The organism is Gordonia sp. C13, assembly GCF_023218005.1.
Lineage (GTDB): Bacteria > Actinomycetota > Actinomycetes > Mycobacteriales > Mycobacteriaceae > Gordonia > Gordonia namibiensis.
The window spans coordinates 46,291-63,092 of record NZ_JALPSY010000009.1 but is presented as its reverse complement, the minus strand read 5'-3'; the positions used below and the strand labels follow the sequence as shown (position 1 = coordinate 63,092).

Annotated in this window: 16 protein-coding genes and 2 pseudogenes; 13 read left to right on the top strand and 5 right to left on the bottom strand. The window is 66.1% G+C overall.

Features of this window, described 5'->3' with window-relative positions:
• Positions 1–58 precede the first annotated feature (58 nt).
• From M1L58_RS09925 to M1L58_RS09895, 7 genes are all read left to right on the top strand, one after another.
• Positions 59–1,363: a polysaccharide pyruvyl transferase family protein gene (locus M1L58_RS09925; protein WP_248658769.1), complete on the top strand. Its 1,305-nt coding sequence runs from the start codon at positions 59–61 to the stop codon at positions 1,361–1,363.
• A 77-nt stretch (positions 1,364–1,440) separates the two neighbouring features.
• The gene (locus M1L58_RS09920; protein ID WP_248658768.1) at positions 1,441–2,616 is read left to right on the top strand and encodes a serine hydrolase domain-containing protein; all 1,176 of its coding nucleotides are present in this window, start codon (positions 1,441–1,443) and stop codon (positions 2,614–2,616) included.
• A 25-nt stretch (positions 2,617–2,641) separates the two neighbouring features.
• On the top strand, positions 2,642–3,127 hold the full coding sequence (locus M1L58_RS09915; protein ID WP_248658767.1) for a PPOX class F420-dependent oxidoreductase: 486 nt from the start codon (positions 2,642–2,644) through the stop codon (positions 3,125–3,127).
• A 68-nt stretch (positions 3,128–3,195) separates the two neighbouring features.
• Positions 3,196–3,708, top strand: coding sequence for a GbsR/MarR family transcriptional regulator (locus M1L58_RS09910; protein ID WP_248658766.1), 513 nt, complete (start codon positions 3,196–3,198; stop codon positions 3,706–3,708).
• The gene (locus tag M1L58_RS09905) at positions 3,705–4,688 is read left to right on the top strand and encodes an ATP-binding cassette domain-containing protein (RefSeq protein ID WP_248658765.1); all 984 of its coding nucleotides are present in this window, start codon (positions 3,705–3,707) and stop codon (positions 4,686–4,688) included. The genes M1L58_RS09910 and M1L58_RS09905 overlap by 4 nt, the downstream gene beginning before the upstream one ends.
• Entirely contained in the window at positions 4,688–5,491 is an 804-nt protein-coding gene (locus M1L58_RS09900; RefSeq protein ID WP_248658764.1) for an ABC transporter permease, read from the top strand. Before M1L58_RS09905 ends, M1L58_RS09900 begins: the two co-directional genes overlap by 1 nt.
• Before the next feature lie 22 nt (positions 5,492–5,513).
• Positions 5,514–6,140 carry a GyrI-like domain-containing protein gene (locus M1L58_RS09895; protein WP_248658763.1) on the top strand — a complete coding sequence of 209 codons (627 nt, stop codon included), beginning with the start codon at positions 5,514–5,516 and terminating at the stop codon, positions 6,138–6,140.
• Here the strand turns inward: M1L58_RS09895 and M1L58_RS09890 are convergent.
• Entirely contained in the window at positions 6,131–6,568 is a 438-nt protein-coding gene (locus tag M1L58_RS09890; protein WP_006865053.1) for a MarR family winged helix-turn-helix transcriptional regulator, read from the bottom strand. The two genes, M1L58_RS09895 and M1L58_RS09890, sit on opposite strands and share 10 nt — an antisense overlap.
• A 72-nt stretch (positions 6,569–6,640) precedes the next feature.
• Between M1L58_RS09890 and M1L58_RS09885 the strand changes: the two genes are divergently transcribed.
• Positions 6,641–7,264, top strand: coding sequence for a maleylpyruvate isomerase family mycothiol-dependent enzyme (locus tag M1L58_RS09885; protein WP_248658762.1), 624 nt, complete (start codon positions 6,641–6,643; stop codon positions 7,262–7,264).
• On the opposite strand, the pseudogene M1L58_RS09880 reads toward M1L58_RS09885, so the two are convergent.
• Positions 7,222–8,103: pseudogene (locus M1L58_RS09880) on the bottom strand (helix-turn-helix transcriptional regulator). The gene M1L58_RS09885 and the pseudogene M1L58_RS09880 sit on opposite strands and share 43 nt — an antisense overlap.
• 222 nt (positions 8,104–8,325) lie before the next feature.
• Here M1L58_RS09880 and M1L58_RS09875 point away from each other — a divergent pair.
• A complete protein-coding gene (locus M1L58_RS09875) occupies positions 8,326–9,180 on the top strand; it encodes an SDR family NAD(P)-dependent oxidoreductase (protein ID WP_248658761.1) in 855 nt (284 codons plus the stop codon).
• Between the two features lie 85 nt (positions 9,181–9,265).
• On the opposite strand, the gene M1L58_RS09870 is transcribed toward M1L58_RS09875, so the two are convergent.
• The gene (locus M1L58_RS09870) at positions 9,266–10,288 is read right to left on the bottom strand and encodes an LLM class flavin-dependent oxidoreductase (protein WP_248658760.1); all 1,023 of its coding nucleotides are present in this window, start codon (positions 10,286–10,288) and stop codon (positions 9,266–9,268) included.
• A gap of 130 nt (positions 10,289–10,418) precedes the next feature.
• On the opposite strand from M1L58_RS09870, the gene poxB reads away from it, so the two are divergent.
• Positions 10,419–12,155, top strand: a complete 1,737-nt coding sequence (poxB, locus tag M1L58_RS09865) for a ubiquinone-dependent pyruvate dehydrogenase (protein WP_248658759.1) — start codon at positions 10,419–10,421, stop codon at positions 12,153–12,155.
• Between the two features lie 13 nt (positions 12,156–12,168).
• Here poxB and M1L58_RS09860 read toward each other — a convergent pair whose 3' ends face one another.
• Positions 12,169–13,767, bottom strand: a complete 1,599-nt coding sequence (locus M1L58_RS09860) for an HNH endonuclease signature motif containing protein (RefSeq protein ID WP_248658758.1) — start codon at positions 13,765–13,767, stop codon at positions 12,169–12,171.
• On the opposite strand from M1L58_RS09860, the gene M1L58_RS09855 reads away from it, so the two are divergent.
• From M1L58_RS09855 to M1L58_RS23730, 3 genes and pseudogenes are all read left to right on the top strand, one after another.
• A complete protein-coding gene (locus M1L58_RS09855) occupies positions 13,760–14,266 on the top strand; it encodes an LGFP repeat-containing protein (protein WP_248658757.1) in 507 nt (168 codons plus the stop codon). The two genes, M1L58_RS09860 and M1L58_RS09855, sit on opposite strands and share 8 nt — an antisense overlap.
• Before the next feature lie 10 nt (positions 14,267–14,276).
• Positions 14,277–14,921 (top strand): hypothetical protein, encoded by a 645-nt coding sequence (locus M1L58_RS09850; RefSeq protein WP_248658756.1) that lies wholly within the window; start codon positions 14,277–14,279, stop codon positions 14,919–14,921.
• A gap of 108 nt (positions 14,922–15,029) precedes the next feature.
• Positions 15,030–15,574 (top strand): annotated as a pseudogene (locus M1L58_RS23730) (integrase core domain-containing protein); the annotation flags it as partial.
• A gap of 504 nt (positions 15,575–16,078) precedes the next feature.
• Here M1L58_RS23730 and M1L58_RS09840 read toward each other — a convergent pair.
• Entirely contained in the window at positions 16,079–16,723 is a 645-nt protein-coding gene (locus M1L58_RS09840; protein ID WP_248658755.1) for an MBL fold metallo-hydrolase, read from the bottom strand.
• Positions 16,724–16,802 lie beyond the last annotated feature (79 nt).

The following is a 16,802-nucleotide window of genomic DNA, read 5'->3' as shown; positions in this document are numbered from 1 at the left end:
CGCTCCGGTCTCCCGACCGCCGAGTCGCACCGCCGGGTCGCCACCGTAATCTCTCACCATGACGAAATGGGGGCAGGTGGAGCGTGTTCGCGCGCTGGCGAACCGTGTGGAGGCATCGGCGCGACGCCGGGCGGCTGAGTCCGCTGTCGGTCGCGCCCTGGGTTCCGGCGAGGTCATCTACCTGATCGCGCCGACCGGTTATCCCAACTACGGCGACGAACTCATCGCGCGCACATGGTTGCGTCGCCTCGCACGCATCCGCCCCCAGGCGATCGTCATCCTGGACTGCCACAGCCCCGGGTCGGCGAGCGCGCTGATGGGCGACGCGCACCCGAATCTGCGTGTCGTCGACACGCTGTGGCAACTTTCGAACTACGCCTCCGACACCGAACCCGACGCCCCGTGGTCCTGGGTGGGACGCGCGGTCCTCGATGCCGGCCTGGCGCCGCGTCTCACAGCCGGCATCGATCTCCTGCACTCGGCGACCACCATCCACCTGCTCGGCGGCGGGTACGTGAACAGTGTGTGGCCGCACCATGTCTCGCTGCTCGTCGCGGCCGTGGCGGTGTCCGGCCGGTCGGGTGCGAAGCTCGTGGCCACCGGTCAAGGCCTGGTGCCGACGGTCGAGGAACCGGCATGGACGGCACTTGTCACCGCGTTGGGCGCGTTCGACATCGTCGACGTGCGCGACACCGCATCGGCGCAGGCGCTCGAAGGCGCGGTCGGCGTGCGGCAATCCGGGGACGACGCCTGGCTCGCGCTGGACCGGCCGGAGCCGGCGGTCTACCGCGAAGAAGCACCCGCCGAGACACCCGGGCAAGGTCGCGGCGTCGTGCTCTGCCTGCAGTCGGACCTCACTGAGAAGTTCACCGGGCCAACGGGTTCCGGTGTCGAAGCACTGGCCGCGTTCGTCCACGACACCCTCGACGCCTGGGAGGTCCCGGGATCGGCGGTCACCGTCGTCGAGGGCATCCCGGGTCACGACTACGAGGTGCCCTTCCACCTCGGCTCGCGTCTGGACGGCGCTCGCATCCTGAACTTCCGCGACGTCTGGTTCGGCGGCCTGCCCGCCGGGCAGGGCAACACCTGGATCAGCACCCGCTTCCACCCGCATCTCATCGCGGCTGCGGCGGGAGACCCGGGCGTGGCGATCGTGCCGATGCCGGTCTACTACTCGACCAAGCACCGTTCCCTCGTCGAGGCCGGATCGGCCTGGAGCATCGTCGATTCGGGAGACACGATCCCCGACCGCCCCACCGGTGGCGGATTCGGCGAGGGAGACCGTGAGCGCGCCATCGAGGCCAAGGTGGGCACCGCACTCGACATCTATCCGGTGGCCCCGTTCCTGGCGCACCGCGCCTGACACCCGGCAGCGCGAATTCTGCGCCGGATTGCTCGGGAAACTCCGCTGTTGCGCTCCCCGCGCGAGAGGATCCCAGGATGACCAGTCGGCCCGCGCGCGCCTTTGTCCTGCGAGTTCTGGTGTGCGGCGTGGCCGCAGTGCTGGGCATCGCGGCCTGTTCGCCATCCCAGACGTCCTCACCAGGGTCGAGCACCACCCCTACGTCGGTGTCCGCCGAGAGCAGCGCGGCCTTCCAGCAGGTGCTCGACGACCTCCGCTCATCCGGCGACTTCCCGGGCGTCATCGCTCGCGTCATCTTGCCGGCAGGCATCTGGACGGGAACGGCCGGCACCGCGGTCGAGGGCCAGAACCGGCCGATCACCGCAGCGGATCACACCCGCATCGGGTCGCTCACCAAGACGATGACCGCGACCATCCTGCTCCAGCTCGTCCAAGACGGACGCGTCTCGCTGGATGATCAGATCAGCGAGTACGTCCCCGAAGCACCCAACGGGAGTGCGACCGTTCGTCAGGTCGCGGACATGACCAGCGGCATCCCGTCGTACACCCTGTCCGACACCTTCACACAGAGGTTTTTCACCGATCCCGGATATGACTGGCCGCCAAGCGAACTCGTCGACGCCGCGAAGTCGTTGCCGCCCGCCTTCGCACCCGGGGCGGGCTGGCAGTATTCGAACACGAACTACGTGCTACTGGGGCTCCTCATCGAAAGGGTTCTGCGACAACCCATTCGCGACGCCTTCGACGAACGGATCTTCCGACCGCTGGGCATGGCAGATTCGTCGTGGCCGGGCGGGTCCGTCGAGATCCCGGACCCGCATGTCGACGGCGTGACCAGCCAGGGGCAGGCGACCGGCCAGACGGTCGACTCCACGAACTGGAACCCGTCCTTCGCCTTCACCGCCGGCGCGGTGATCTCGACCCTCGACGATCTGCAGCGCTGGGGTGACGCCCTGTTCACCGGTCGGGGCGTGCTCGATCCCGCAACGCAACAACTGCGGCGCGATTCGATCCTGACGTCTCCCCCGCCGAACACCGCCACCGCCGGCTACGGCATCGGAATCGGCAACCGGGACGGCTGGTGGGGCCACGACGGCGATTTCCCCGGCTTCAACTCATCGCTGTTCCACAACTACGACTCCGACACGACGATCATCATCCTGGTCAACAGTGACGACGACATCACCGTCGACGGGAAGCAGGAGTCGCCGGTGTCGGCGATCCTCGCCGGCCTGATCTCCGCCCTGCCCTGATCCGCCGCGGCGTAGGGTCGTCGGCATGGCCAGAACCGTTGCGAAAGCCGATGCCGTCGACCGGGAAGCGCTGCTGGAGTTCATCCGGCCACGCCACAAGATGATCCTCAGCACCGTCCGATCCAGCGGCGGGCCACAGCTGTCCCCGGTCACGGGCGGAGTCGACGGCGAGGGCCGGATCGTGATCTCCACCTACCCCGGCCGAGCGAAGGCCGCGAACCTCCGCAATACCCCCGTGGCGAGCGTCGTCGTACTGTCCGACGAGTTCAACGGCGCCTGGGTCCAGGTCGACGGAGACGCCGAGGTCCTCGACATGCCGGACGCCGAGGACGCCCTCGTCGACTACTTCCGCAGCATCTCCGGCGAGCACCCCGACTGGGACGAGTACCGCGCCGCGATGCGCCTGCAGGGCAAGTCGCTGATCCGTATCACCCCGACCCACTGGGGTCCGATCGCCACCGGCGGCTTCCCCGCCGACGTCGCCGCGAAGTTGGACGCGCAGGACGGCTGACCCAACGGGTAGTCGCCTCAGATGACACATATTTGTGTTATCTCAGTCATACGTACACACTGTGACGTATGGCACTCGATGCTCAGCTGACGTTCGCCGATCATATGGCGCGGTTCTGTGCGCGCCGATACAGCTATCCGCCGATGGTCGGACGCGTCCTCGGCTTTCTCGCGGTGTGCGATTCGCCCGCCCCCACGATCGCCGAACTGAGCGACGCCCTGCTGGCGAGTCGGTCGGCGATCACCAATGCCGTCACGACTTTGGAGTCCGTGGGCCAGGTGAAACGGTCACGCGCAACCGGTGAGCGGATGGACCGCATCTCGATCGACATCACCTCGGCACGCGGCCTCGGGATGGACAACGCCGAGTACGAGGAGCTGGGAGCGCTCGCACGCGAAGGACTCGAAGTCCTCCGCGACGCCCCCGCGGAACGTCGAGCGGTCCTTTGTGAGATCGCGGCGTTCACCGAATTCCTCACCAACCGGATCCCCGCCCTGTACGCCGAGTGGCAGAAGGAACGCGAGGTGCTGATCGCGGCCGGCGAGATCCCGGCCTCCCCGTCGGAAGGCCTACGATCATGAGCCTCAGCGAGATGACCGGCGCCGAGATGGTCGTCCGCGGACTCACGAAGAGCTATGGCGATCACCGGGTTCTGAACGGGATCGATCTGACCGTCCCGGCCGGTTCGGTGACCGCCCTGCTGGGTCCCAATGGTTCGGGCAAGACGACGACGGTGAGCATCGCCTCGACACTGTTCCCCGCGGACTCCGGGAGTGTGACCATCGACGGCCACGACACGGTGACCGATGCCCGGGCAGTGCGATCGATCATCGGCGTCACCGGCCAGTACGTCGCCATCGACGACCTGTTCACCGGCCGCGAGAACCTGACCCTGATGGCTGATCTCCGACACCTCGGACGTGCGGCCGGACGTCGGCGCGCCGAGGAACTGCTCGAACAGTTCGACCTCACCGGTGCCGCAGACCGGGCGGTGTCGACCTATTCGGGCGGCATGCGACGCCGCCTCGACCTCGCGATGACCCTCGTCTCCACCCCGCGCGTCATCTTCCTCGACGAGCCGACGACCGGGCTCGACCCACGCAGCCGAAGGGTGTTGTGGGACATCATCACCGGCCTCGCCGAGGACGGGGTCACGATCTTCCTCACCACCCAGTATCTGGAGGAGGCCGACCAGCTCGCCGACCGCATCGCCGTGCTCGATCACGGCCACATCGTCGCCGAGGGTACCGCCGCCGAGCTGAAGAAGCGGGTTCACGATTCCGAGGTGCGGCTGGCTTTCGACGACGACGATGCCTTCGACTCGGCCCGGCGACTTCTCCCGTCCGCCCGGCCGGTCCTCGAGTCGCGGCGGCTCGACATCGCCACCGATGACACGGTTTCCACCATCCGCACCACACTCAATCTGTTCGACGCCGCAGGCGTCGAGGTTGCCGACGTCCACGTCCACACCCCCACCCTCGACGACGTCTTCTTCGCCCTGACCGGATCCCCGGCCGAGGACTCCACCGAGACCGACGCCGACACATCTGGAGCCGCGTGATGAGCACCCTCGCCTACGCCGTGTCCGACTCCCGGGTCATGTTGCGCCGCAACCTCCGACGCCTCGTCAAGTACCCGTCGCTGACCATCATGCTCGTCGGCTTGCCGGTAGTGTTCCTGCTGCTGTTCGTCTTCGTCTTCGGCGGGCAGCTCGGTGCCGGGATGACCACGTCCGGCGGGGCCACCGGGCGTGCCGCCTACCTCGACTACGTCGTCCCCGGGATCATCCTGGTGACCATCGCGTCAGCCGTGCAGGGCTCGGCGATCGTCGTCGCGATGGACATGACCTCAGGAATCATCAACCGTTTCCGCACCATGGACATCGGACGGTCATCGGTCCTCGTCGGCCACGTCCTGGCCAGCCTCATCCAGGCGCTGTTCAGCATTGCGATTGTTCTCGCGGTGGCGATCGCCCTCGGCTTCCGCCCCACCGTCGACCCGCTCGGATGGCTCGGCGCACTGGGCATCACCGTGTTGTTCTCGATCGCCCTGATCTGGCTCGCGATCTACCTGGGCCTCGCCGCGGACACCGTCGAGACCGCCAGCAACTCGCCGATGTTCCTGACGATCATGCCGTTCCTCAGCACCGGTTTCGTTCCTGCCGACTCGTTGCCCGTCGGGGTCAAACAGTTCGCGGAGTACCAACCGTTCACCCCGGTGACCGAGGTTCTCCGCGGAGCCCTCACCGCTGCAACGGTGTCCACTGGCAGTGTGATCGCCGCGATCGCCTGGAGTCTGGGGATCGGCGCGGTGTCGTACGGACTCGCCCTGCGCACCTACGAACGCCGGGCCATCACCTCGTGACCGAGGACCGGAGCGAAACCCGTTGAGCGACAAGGTCGACTTCAAGAAGACACTCGACTCCTACCAGGCCAGACGGGGCGAGTTCCTCATCCTCGAGGTCCCGCCCATGCAGTACCTGATGATCGACGGCAAGGGCGATCCCAACGACTCCCCGAACTTCACTGCCGCGATCGAAACCCTGTACCCGGTCGCCTACAAGCTCAAGTTCGCGAGCAGCCGCGGACTCGCACGCGACTACGTGGTCCCACCGCTCGAGGGCCAGTGGTGGGCCGAGGACATGACCGTGTTCACCGGCGCCCGCGACAAGAAGCAATGGAACTGGACACTGATGGTCATGGTCCCAGAGTGGTTGCCCGACGACATGATTGCCGCGGTGATCGAGACCGTCGGCGCGAAGAAGCCACCGCCCCGGCTCGACGACCTCCGCACCGCAACGCTCGACGAGGGACTCTGTGTCCAGACCCTGCATCTCGGTTCCTTCGACGATGAGGCACCCGTTCTCGCGCGGATGCACGACGAGTTCATCCCGGACCACGACCTAAGGATGACCGGGCGACACCACGAGATCTACTTCAGCGACTTCCGCAAGACCCCGCCGGAGAAACTCCGCACGATCCTGCGCCAACCCGTCGAGAGGACTCAGCGGTAGGGATCGGTGATCTCACGCAAACGGATCAACGACTTCTCCAGAGCCGCGAAGTCGTCTGCGCCCAGATGATCACGCCATTCCTGTTCGATGGCCTCGACCTCCCGCGCCGCGATCTCACACAGTTCGACGCCACGATCGCTGAGGGTCACCAGTCGGGCCCGACGGTCCGACGGATCGGGAACACGGACCAGATATCCCGCGGCCTCGAGCTGATCGACGATGCCACCGGCGGTCTGCTTGGTGACACCCGCCTGCTCGGCGAGGTCGGTCAGCCGCATCGGCTCGGGCGCGAGCCGTTGCACCACGCGACTCTGCGCGAGAGTGATGTCGTCGGCCCCGACGGCGGCGAGCCGTGCCATGACCCGCCGTTCGATGGACCGGTGGGCCACGAACATCAGGACGCCGAGGGCGGGTCGTTCGTCGGTCATACCGTTGACTTTAGTATGGACTCCTGACTAATATTGTCAGGCATCCTGACCAATTCGGAACGGGAGCCCGCGATGGACAGTGACACTCTGTGGAACCACATCGATGAGGAGCGGATCGACCTGGCCGCGCTGATCGATTCCCTCTCCGACGAACAGCTCGCCACCCCGTCACTGTGCACAGGCTGGACGATCCGGGACGTCGCGGTGCATCTCACCCAGTCCCACGCGGACGCCCGCCAGGTGATCCCCGCGGCCATCCGGTACGGCTTCCGTTTCAACACGATGATCCGTGAGATGGCCGTCCGTGATCCGACGACGCCGCCCGAGGCGGCAGAGAAACTCCGCGCGATGGTCGGGTCACGGCGCCACCCGTTCGCCACCAACGAGCGGGCACCCCTTCTCGACTCCCTCCTGCACGGCCAGGACATCGCCGTGCCACTCGGTATCGACCGTCCGATGCCGGTCGATGCCGCAGCGGCCGCGGCGCAGGAGATCTGGGACGTCGCCTTCCCGTTCTTCGCGCGGCGCCGAAACCGCGGCCTCCGGTTCGAGGCCACCGACGTCGACTTCGCGGCCGGGTCGGGTCAGGTCATCGAAGCACCGATCCGCGACATCCTGATGTGCTTCAGCGGGCGTGTGCCGGCGAGTTCGCTTCAACCGTCCGACGGCTCGGATTCGGGTTCACGCGCAGGCTGACTCCAGCTGGCCAGAATCGAGATCGCTTGGCGGGACGCCGATCCTGGCTCGGTGGTGTAGAGGTAGAGCGTCTGCTCGTTGTCGCCGGGCAGCATGAAGGTCTCGTAGTCGACGGTGACCTCGCCGACGACCGGGTGGACGAGCTGCTTGGAACCGAAGGTGCGCTGGTGGACCCGATGTTCCGACCACCACCGCCGGAACTCCGGGCTCGACACCGACAGCTCCCCCACCAGTTCGATGAGGTCGCGGTCCTCCGGTGCTCGTCCGGCCTCGAGCCGGAGTGCCTCGACTGCGTTGCGGGCCTGCACCTCTTAGTCGAGAAAGAGGTTGCGCGCGTTGTCGGAGAGCAGCATCCAGCGGGCGTAGTTCCGTTCGCGTCCGGGCATGCGCTCGAAGTCGGCGAACAATGCGCACGCCATCCGGTTTGCCGCCAGCACCTCGGTCCGGCGGCCGAGGACCAGCGCGGGGTGCGCGTCGAGTGAATCGAGCAGCTGGCGCAGTCCCGGCCGCACCCGCTGTACCGCAGAGCGCGAGCGTGCGGCGGTGCGCGGAGTTCGAGTCGCCGAAACCAGGTCGTGCAGATGGGTGCGGCCTACGTCGTCGAGTCCGAGGGCACGCCCGATCGCGTCGATGACCTGCGTCGACGGGACGATGCGCCGGCCCTGCTCCAGGCGCGTGTAGTAGTCGGTGGACACTCCGGCCAGCACTGCCACCTCTTCGCGCCGCAGTCCCTTGACGCGGCGAACCCGCCCGTCGTCGGGGAGGCCGGCCTCCTGTGGGTCGCGCGCGGCCCGAGCACGGCGGAGGAAGTCCGCGAGTTCTCGATTCAGATCGGCCATGCCCACCATCATGCGCGCCCGGTGCGGACCGTGCCTGGGTCTGTCGGTCCCAGGTTGCCGGGTCCTGGGTTCGAGGTGGTCAGTTATGGCGTCCCACAGCGCCTTTCGGAACGCGATTCTGGTGTCACCGGTTCGGCAGAAGAACCGCGATACCGCTGATCGAGTAGGCGACGAGCTTGCGAGGAGCCGTATCGAAATCAGCCCTACCCACAGGAGGCAATCATGAACTACCCCACCGACCGTCCGGCCACCTGGTTCGTCACCGGCGCCTCGCGCGGCCTCGGCCTGGAGCTGGTCACACAACTGCTGCAGCGCGGTGACAACGTCGCCGCCACCACCCGCTCGAAGGATCGACTGATCGAGGCCCTTCCCGGTGTCGACACGAGTCGCCTTCTCCCTCTGCAGGTGTCGCTCGCAGACGAAACCGAGGTCACCGCTGCCGTCACGGCCACGCAGGATCGCTTCGGCGGCATCGACGTGGTCGTCAACAACGCGGGCTACGGCTTCCTCGCCGCAATCGAGGAGGTCACCGACGCCGAGGCCCGCGACATGTTCGACGTCCAGATCTTCGGGGTCTGGAACGTGCTGCGGGCAGCGCTCCCCCAGATGCGGGCACGCCGCAGTGGCCACATCATCAACGTGTCGTCGATCCTCGGCCTGACCACGTTCCCCGGCTGGGGCCTGTACAGCGCAGGCAAGTTCGCACTGGAGGGCCTCACCGAGTCGCTGGCCGCCGAGGTCGCCGACTTCGACATCGCCGTCAACCTGATCGAACCCGGTTACCTGCGGACCGACTTCCTGCGTCCCACCTCGCTGGGTCTGCCCGAGTCCACGGTCGACGCCTACCCCGCCATCCGTGAGATGACCCGGGCGCACCTGGCCATGCCCGGTACCCAGCTCGGCGACCCGGTCCGCGCCGCAGCGGCCATCATCACCGTCGCCGAGGAGGGCGACGCGCCGCTGCATCAGCTCCTGGGTTCGGACTCGCTCGAGTTCGCCGACGCCCGGCTGAACACCCTCCGGGCAGCGTTCGACGCCGCGAAAGAACTCGCGGTGACCTCGGATCACCAGGGATGAGTCCATGCGACCCATTTCGGTGATGCGACTTCGAGCGCGGTCGCATCACCGAAATGACGCCTGCCGGCGGGCAGGCTGGTGCCGCTCAGCCAGCAGGCGACCATCCCAGCGCAGGGCCGAGTCGGCCGGCGAGGTCGCCGACGATCTGCAGGTAGTCCGGCTCGTCGAACGAGAACGGCAGAGCGATGGCCACTTCGGTGGCCCGCTGGAAGCCGGCGTGGTCCCAGAGCCGCTCGGCGAGCTCGTCGGACGGTCCCACGTAGTCAGGTGCGAACAGCATTCCGCGCGGCCCCTGCGGCGTGAGGGTGCGCTCGAATCTTGCTGCGGCGTAGTCCTCGTACTTGCGGATCTGTTCCGGGGTCGCTGAATCGGTGGGGATGACGACGAGGCCCTGCGACACCCGGGCACGGGCGGGATCGACGTGGTGCGCCCGGTAAGCGTCGATGTTCTCGGCCTGGATCGTTGCGAAGTCCCGGGAGTCGGTGCCCTCGATCGTGACCACCGACGACGTCAGGTAGTTGATGCCCTGCTCGCCGGCCCAGATCGCCGACGACCTGCCGCCGCCGTACCACACCCGGTCGGCAAGGCCCGGTGAATGCGGTTGCACCCTACGAGAGAACTGTTCGATACCGACGGTGCCCTCGAAGTCACTGACCGGTTCGCCACGCAGATTGTCGAGGAGACGGCTGACGCGATCCTTGGAGAAGTTCTCCATGTCGTGGGTTTCCGGGTACAGCGAGGTCTTGAAGTCGTCGTAGCGCATCGGGACGCCTACGGAGACGCCGGGATTGAGCCGTCCGTCGCTGAGGAGGTCGACGGTCGCGAGATCTTCGGCCAACCGCAACGGATTCTCCAGACCCAGGGGGATGACGGCGGTACCCAGTTCGATGCGGCTGGTCCGCATCGACGCAGCCGCCAGCACCGCGACCGGTGACGAGATCCCGTACTGGAGGTGCCGATTGCGCAACCACACACTGTCGAACCCGAGTTCCTCGGCGAGTTCGATCATCCGCAGGGTCTCGAGATGACCTGCCCGTGGGTCGTTCTCGTCAAACCGGCCGATCGTCAGAAAACCGAGTTTCTGCAGTGGTTCACCGCGCTGTGGCATGGACAGATTGTGTCATCGGCGAAACCGAACGCCACGCCTGGAATCATCGCGCGCGGAAGTTGAAGCAGGTCGGCACCGCAAGCGTCGCGTCTATAGTCGGGTGGACACGGACTCGACCGAATGGATCACCATGTCGACAACAGTCGCCGAACGGATCGTCGAAGAACTCGAACGTTCCGGAGTGCAGCGTGTGTACGGGCTTCCGGGCGATTCCCTCAATGGGCTCACCGACGCTCTGCGCACCACCGAGGCCATCACCTGGCAGCACGTCCGGCACGAGGAAGCCGCTGCTTTCGCTGCCTCCGCCGAGGCTGCTCTCACCGGCGAGCTCGCGGTCTGCGTGGGCAGTTGCGGTCCCGGCAATCTCCACCTGATCAACGGGCTTTTCGACGCCCATCGCAGCCGCGTCCCGGTGCTCGCGATCGCGGCCCACATCCCCGGACCCGAGATCGGCAGCGGTTACTTCCAGGAGACCCACCCCGAACAGCTATTCCGTGAATGCAGTGCCTTCTGCGAGATGGTGAGCACCCCCGACCAGATGCCGCGACTGCTCGACGTGGCGTTGCGGACCGCGGTGGAGCGACGCGACGTGGCAGTGCTCGTGATCCCCGGCGAGCTGTTCCTCAAACCGTGCCCCAAACGCCGTGCTGGAGCCCCGATCCGGCACGTGCCGCGCGTCGTGCGGCCCACCGATGCCGACCTGGCCCGCACCGCGGACAGGCTCAACGCTGCCCAGCGCGTCACCATCCTTGCCGGTGCCGGCGTGCAGGGCGCCCACAATGAGGTCGTCGGGCTGGCCCGCGCGCTACAGGCCCCGATCGTGCATGCGTTGCGGGGCAAGGAATTCATCGAATACGACAACCCGTACGACGTGGGAATGACCGGGCTGCTGGGCTTTTCGTCGGGCTATCGCGCGATCGAGAAGTGCGACACCCTACTGATGCTGGGCACCGACTTCCCGTATCAGCAGTTCTACCCGTCCAAGGCGACCATCATCCAGGTCGACATCCGCGGCGAACAGATCGGACGTCGCTGCCCGGTCGACGTACCGCTGGTCGGCGACGTCGGCGACACTGTGCGCGCGCTGCTCCCGCTGATCTCGACCGACCGCGACCCAGAACACCTGACGACGTCGCTCGCCCACTACACCAAGGCACGTCGGCGTCTGGACGAACTGGCCGACAACGACCGTAACCGGGCACCCATCCACCCCCAGTACCTCACCCGGCTGATCAGCGAGGAAGCCAGTGCTGACGCCGTGTTCATCCCCGACGTCGGCTCTCCGGTCGTGTGGGCGGCGCGGTACCTGGTGATGAACGGCGCCCGCCGCCTGATCGGTTCGTTCACCCATGGGTCGATGGCGAATGCGGTCTCGCAGGCCATCGGCGCGCAAACCGCCTTTCCGGGGCGCCAGATCATCGCACTCGCCGGCGACGGCGGACTCGCGATGCTTCTGGGCGAGCTTCTGACCATCACCCAGAACAAACTGCCGGTGAAGATCGTCGTCTACAACAACTCCTCGCTGAACTTCGTCGAGGTGGAGATGAAGGCGGCCGGGTTCGTCAACTACGGGACAGATCTGGAGAACCCCGATTTCGCGAAACTCGCCGAGGCCGTCGGAATCCGTGGACGCAAGGTCGAGCAGCCCGACGATCTCGCCGGTGCCATCGACGAGTTCCTGGCTCACGACGGCCCGGCGCTGCTCGACGTGACGACGGCCCGACAGGAATTGTCGATCCCGCCGACCATCACCGCCGCGCAGGCCAAGGGATTCACCCTCTACGCCCTGCGCACTGTGTTGTCCGGCCGCGGCGACGAGCTGGTCGATCTCGCCGAGACCAACGTGTTCCGGCGGCTGTTCGACTGACGGCCACCGGTTCTCAGTTCCGGTAGGCGGCATCGAGTAGCGCCGAGGCCACGACAAGTTCGGCAGGAGTGGCATCGCGCAGGTCGATGACCTGCCGCAGTTGTGGGCGTGGTGCATCGACGGACAACGGTTCGGGTTGTCCGTGTATTTCGTCACGAGTGTCGGTGAGGACTTCGTTGAACCGTCGGGCTATGTCGGGTCGTCGGTTGATGCGTTCGGGGTTGGGTGGCGCCCCTGGTTCGGCGTTCAACTGCCAGGCACATCTGCCTTCGTCGGACCCGTCGGCGATCATCCTGGTCGAGTATTGACCGGGCTGGTCACCGACCATGTGGTGGTGGCGCGTGCAGGCGGGAGTGAGGTTGTCGATGTCGGTGAATCCGCCATCTCCCCAATCGGTGTGGGCGTGATGCATTTCCACGTGTGTGGTGGGTATGTCGCAGTCCGGGCTGGAGCACATCTCGCCGTCAGGTCGGGCGAACGAGACGAGCCGCTGTTCCATGGTGGCGAGTCGTTTGCCGCGTCCGAAGTACAGCGGGACCGCGGTGGCGTCTTTGAAGACCGCCAACCAGGGCTGCACGTCGGCGCCGATGGCGATGAGGTCTGCGATGGGGACGAGGGTGCCGTCGGCGCTGGTGGCGAACCCGGTTTCGCGGATGAGGTCGTCGAGCTCGGCTTTGGCGATCAGCTGGACCGGCAGGCCTCGGTGGGTCTTGCCGAGCATTCCTTCGTCGAACACCGCTTCCAGCAGTGCGTTCAGGGCGTCGTGATTGCGCTGGGCGGGAGTGCGGTGGTCGCGGTCGGCTGCTGCCGCGATCACCTCGGGGTCGGCGTCCTCGATCGATCCGCTCGGCGATTCGGGATCGGTGGGGTTGTTCATGCCGGGCCGGGCCCAGACGGCCAGGAAGGTCATGATCCGCGCCCGCGCGAGAGGTGTGAGGTTGGCGATGAGTTTGGAGGTCCCGTCCGCGCGTTGCCGGTTCACCTGCAGGTTGCGGCGGCGTGCGCGGTCGTCGTGGTCGGTGAGGGTGCCGTCGGGATCGAGATGGGCCAGCAGGCGGGCACCGACCTGACCGATCTCGGCAACTGTGAGGGTGGCGGCGTATTCGGCCAGGGTCTGTTCGGCGGCGGCCCGCACGTCGTGTGGGATGGCATGCGGAATCTGGTCCATCACGTCCATCACCGCATGAACATGGGCAGACCCCACCCGGCCGTCGGCCATTTCCCGGGCGAGCGTGGGGAGTTCGGGTTCGAGTGGTTGTCCGGTGGTGAGGTCGGCGTAGGTGGCGGTGGCTTTCACCTCGGCATGGCGCCTACCGGGGAAGGTGATCCGCAGGCGGTGTTGCATGTACTGGATGATGCTGCGATGACCGGTCTTTCGGGCCAGGTTGCGGTTCTCGGCCTCGACGATCTGCTGGTTGCCGGCGTAGGTGAGGCGGGCGATCAGACGCTCGTTCTCGGCGGCCACCTGGGCGATCTCGGCATCTGACAATCGAGAGAGGTCAGTATTCTGCAACCGGTTGGTGAGGGCGTGCATCTGCTCGATGATCGCGACCGCGTCTGAGGGTGCCGAGCCTTCGGCGTCGACGGTTGCAGTAGCGGCCACGATGATCACCCCCGAGATTCCGTGGATCGAATATGTGTTCGATCGTACACGTGGATCTGGTGTCGCGCATATGTCATCTCCCAGAACATCGGTGACAGTTCTGCATCAAAACATCAGGCACAGTGTGAGGGGTCTTGCTCAGGGCCGCATCTACTGGCACCCCAACACCGGCGCCTACGGAATCTGGGGCAAGATCGGCGAAGCCTACGCCTTGGCCGGCGCCACCGCAGGTCCGCTCAAGTACCCAAAAAGCGACGAGATCAAATGCCCCACCAAGGCCTGCTGGTTCAACCGGTTTGAGACCGGAAATATCTACTGGTCCGCAGCCACCGGCGCCCACGCGGTGTACGGAGCGATCTTCGCCGCCTACGGCCGCAACGGCTACGAAAACGGCCGCTTCGGACTTCCCACCTCCGATGAGTTCGCAGTCAACGGCGGACGTCAGGTGAACTTCCAGGGAGGGTGGATCAGATGGCTCTCGGCGACCAACTCGATTGTCACCTCGTAGGATTGATGCCGTGAAGGATTCAGGGTTGGGGCGCGCAATCGCGACACTGATCGGGATTCTGCTGGTCAGCATCGCGATCGCGATACCGCTGGCAGTCATCCTTGCCTGGCCGCTGATCTACGTGTCGGAATCGGTGCTGCACTTGGGCTGTGAGTCGAGCACTATCGACGGACAGCAGGTGTGGGTGTGCCCCGACGGGATCGGATACGTGTTCCCCGGGATTGCATTGGTCGTGGTGCTGACCGTCATCGGCGTCGTCATCGGTGTCCTGTGGCGGCGCGATGCGCTGGGGCCGCCGGAGGACCGTTTCGCCCTAGCTATGATCGTCTCGCTGGCCGTTGATGCGCTCGCTCTACTCGTTGGGGCAGTGATCGCCCTGTGCGGTGTGTTCGACGTGAGCGGCGCCTACGGCCGGTGGCTGATCCCGGTCGGCCTCGCTATTGCTGTCGCCTCCCTCGCAGTCCTGATGGCCCTAAAGCAAGCCCGTCTGCGCGCCACCACCAACACTATCGCCGCGCTGGTGGTCCTTTGTGCGCTGATCCCGGGGTCGGGACTGGGCCTGCCGCTGGTGGTGGTGCTGGCCGGCGGGTTCGCGGTCGCCGCGGCCCTGTACTCGACGAAACGATCGGATCATCCTTCGGCTGCGCTCGCCTGACCCGTCTGAGCATTGCCTGAGTATGGACCTGGCATGCCGGAGTGCCCCCTCGAACCTCGGCACTAGCACCACGATGCGGCGCAACGCGTATGACACCGACACTCAGGCGTGGCTGTTAATGAATCTATCGACCCCCTTGTGCGGCTAGCGATCTCGCAGTGGCCTGATGATGCACCGCGCGGAGCGGTCTCGACGTTCTGCGCCGAACACGGGATTTCCCGGAAGTCGTTCTACGACTTACGGAAACGCGCGAAGTCTGAGGGTCCGGCGGCTGTTCTCGAGCCCCGCAGCCGCCGCCCGAAATCGAGCCCGTCAGCACTGAGCGACGAGGTCAAAGCCCAGGCGGTGGCAGTGCGCGCCGCCTTAGAGGCCTCCGGCCTCGATCACGGACCGATCAGCGTGCACGACAAGATGCAGTCAATGGGCCTCAAGCTGGTCCCCTCGACAGCATCGCTGGCACGGAATCGCTTGGTGTGGAAACGATCACGGGCAAGCCCTACAAGCCAACCACCCAAGGCAAGAACGAACGGTTTCACCAGACGCTGTTCCGCTACCTGGACAAACAACCGTTGGCCGACACCTCGTCCGAGCTGCAAACCCAGGTCGACGCGTTCGACCACATCTATAACACCCAACGGCCTCACCAAGGGCTCCCCGGGCGGGTCACACCGCTCACCGCGTGGCAGGCCACGCTCAAAGTTGAGGTGCCACGCCCCGTGCATGGTCAGCCATTGTTCGACCCGCCGGTACCGCGTCAGCGGCCCTCACCGCGCCCCCCAACCGATCTCCCCGCGGGCGTCCTGGTCAGGACTGTCAGCACTTCGGGCACGATCAGCGTAGACGCAGTCACCTACATGGTCGATGTGGACCACGCCTTCGACCGCGTCCTTGTCGCCGCCGACGACAACACGATCGCCATCGCCAACACCGACGGAGAAGTGCTCGTCGAACACCCCCGACCCACTGCTGGAATCAGCTACGTCGGCAACCGACAACCCCGCGGCCCACGTCCCAGCAAGCCCAGACCGTCACCGAAGTCCTGATACACGAAGTGTCACCGATGTCTTGACGCAGAACTGTCACCGATGTCCCGATACATCACATCTGGCGTCGCGCATGGGAACTCCACAGGGGTCGCCTCACCGATCGCCTGCACATCAACGCGTTCGGGACGCGATCGCCAATCCCTCCAGCGCCTCCTCCAGATGACTCGACCACTCCCCTTCGGTGACCTGATGCACCGCCGACTCCCCGGCGAACGCACTCGAGATCACCACATCGGGGTCGACGTGCGCCAACAGATGCAGACTCTCCGCGAGAGTCGACGCATCACTGAACGGTAGGTAGCCGGCTGTCCATCCCCCGGACGCGTTGACGTACAACGTGTCCCCGGTGAACAGATACCGCAGCCCGTCATCACCGGGTACCAAGTAGCAGGTGCTGCCGGGCGTGTGCCCCGGCGTCGGGATCACCTCGACCCCGTTGTCGTCGACGTACCGTTCGGCGATCGCGATGTCCACACGTGCGAACCGACCGATCCGCTCGATCTCGGGTGCCGGCGCGTGAAGCGTCGCCCCGAACCGGTCTTCTATCCGGCCGAGAATCGGGCCGGCCTCATCCTGATGGGACAGGTACTGGTCGTCGACGCCGCCCAGCTTCTCCAGATCGTCGAACTCGGCGTCCGATGCCATCGAGTAGAACAGCACGTTGCGGTCGGACGTCCACAGATAGCCATGGGTGGTGAGGCCGGGGAACGGGTTGTCGGTGGAAGTCTCCCAGAGGTCGGGCAGCACCTGGCGCATCAGATCTCCTCATCGAGCGGTGATGATTACGTCCCCACCGTGCAACTTCAAGTGAACTTGAGGTCAAGGGGCGGGACGT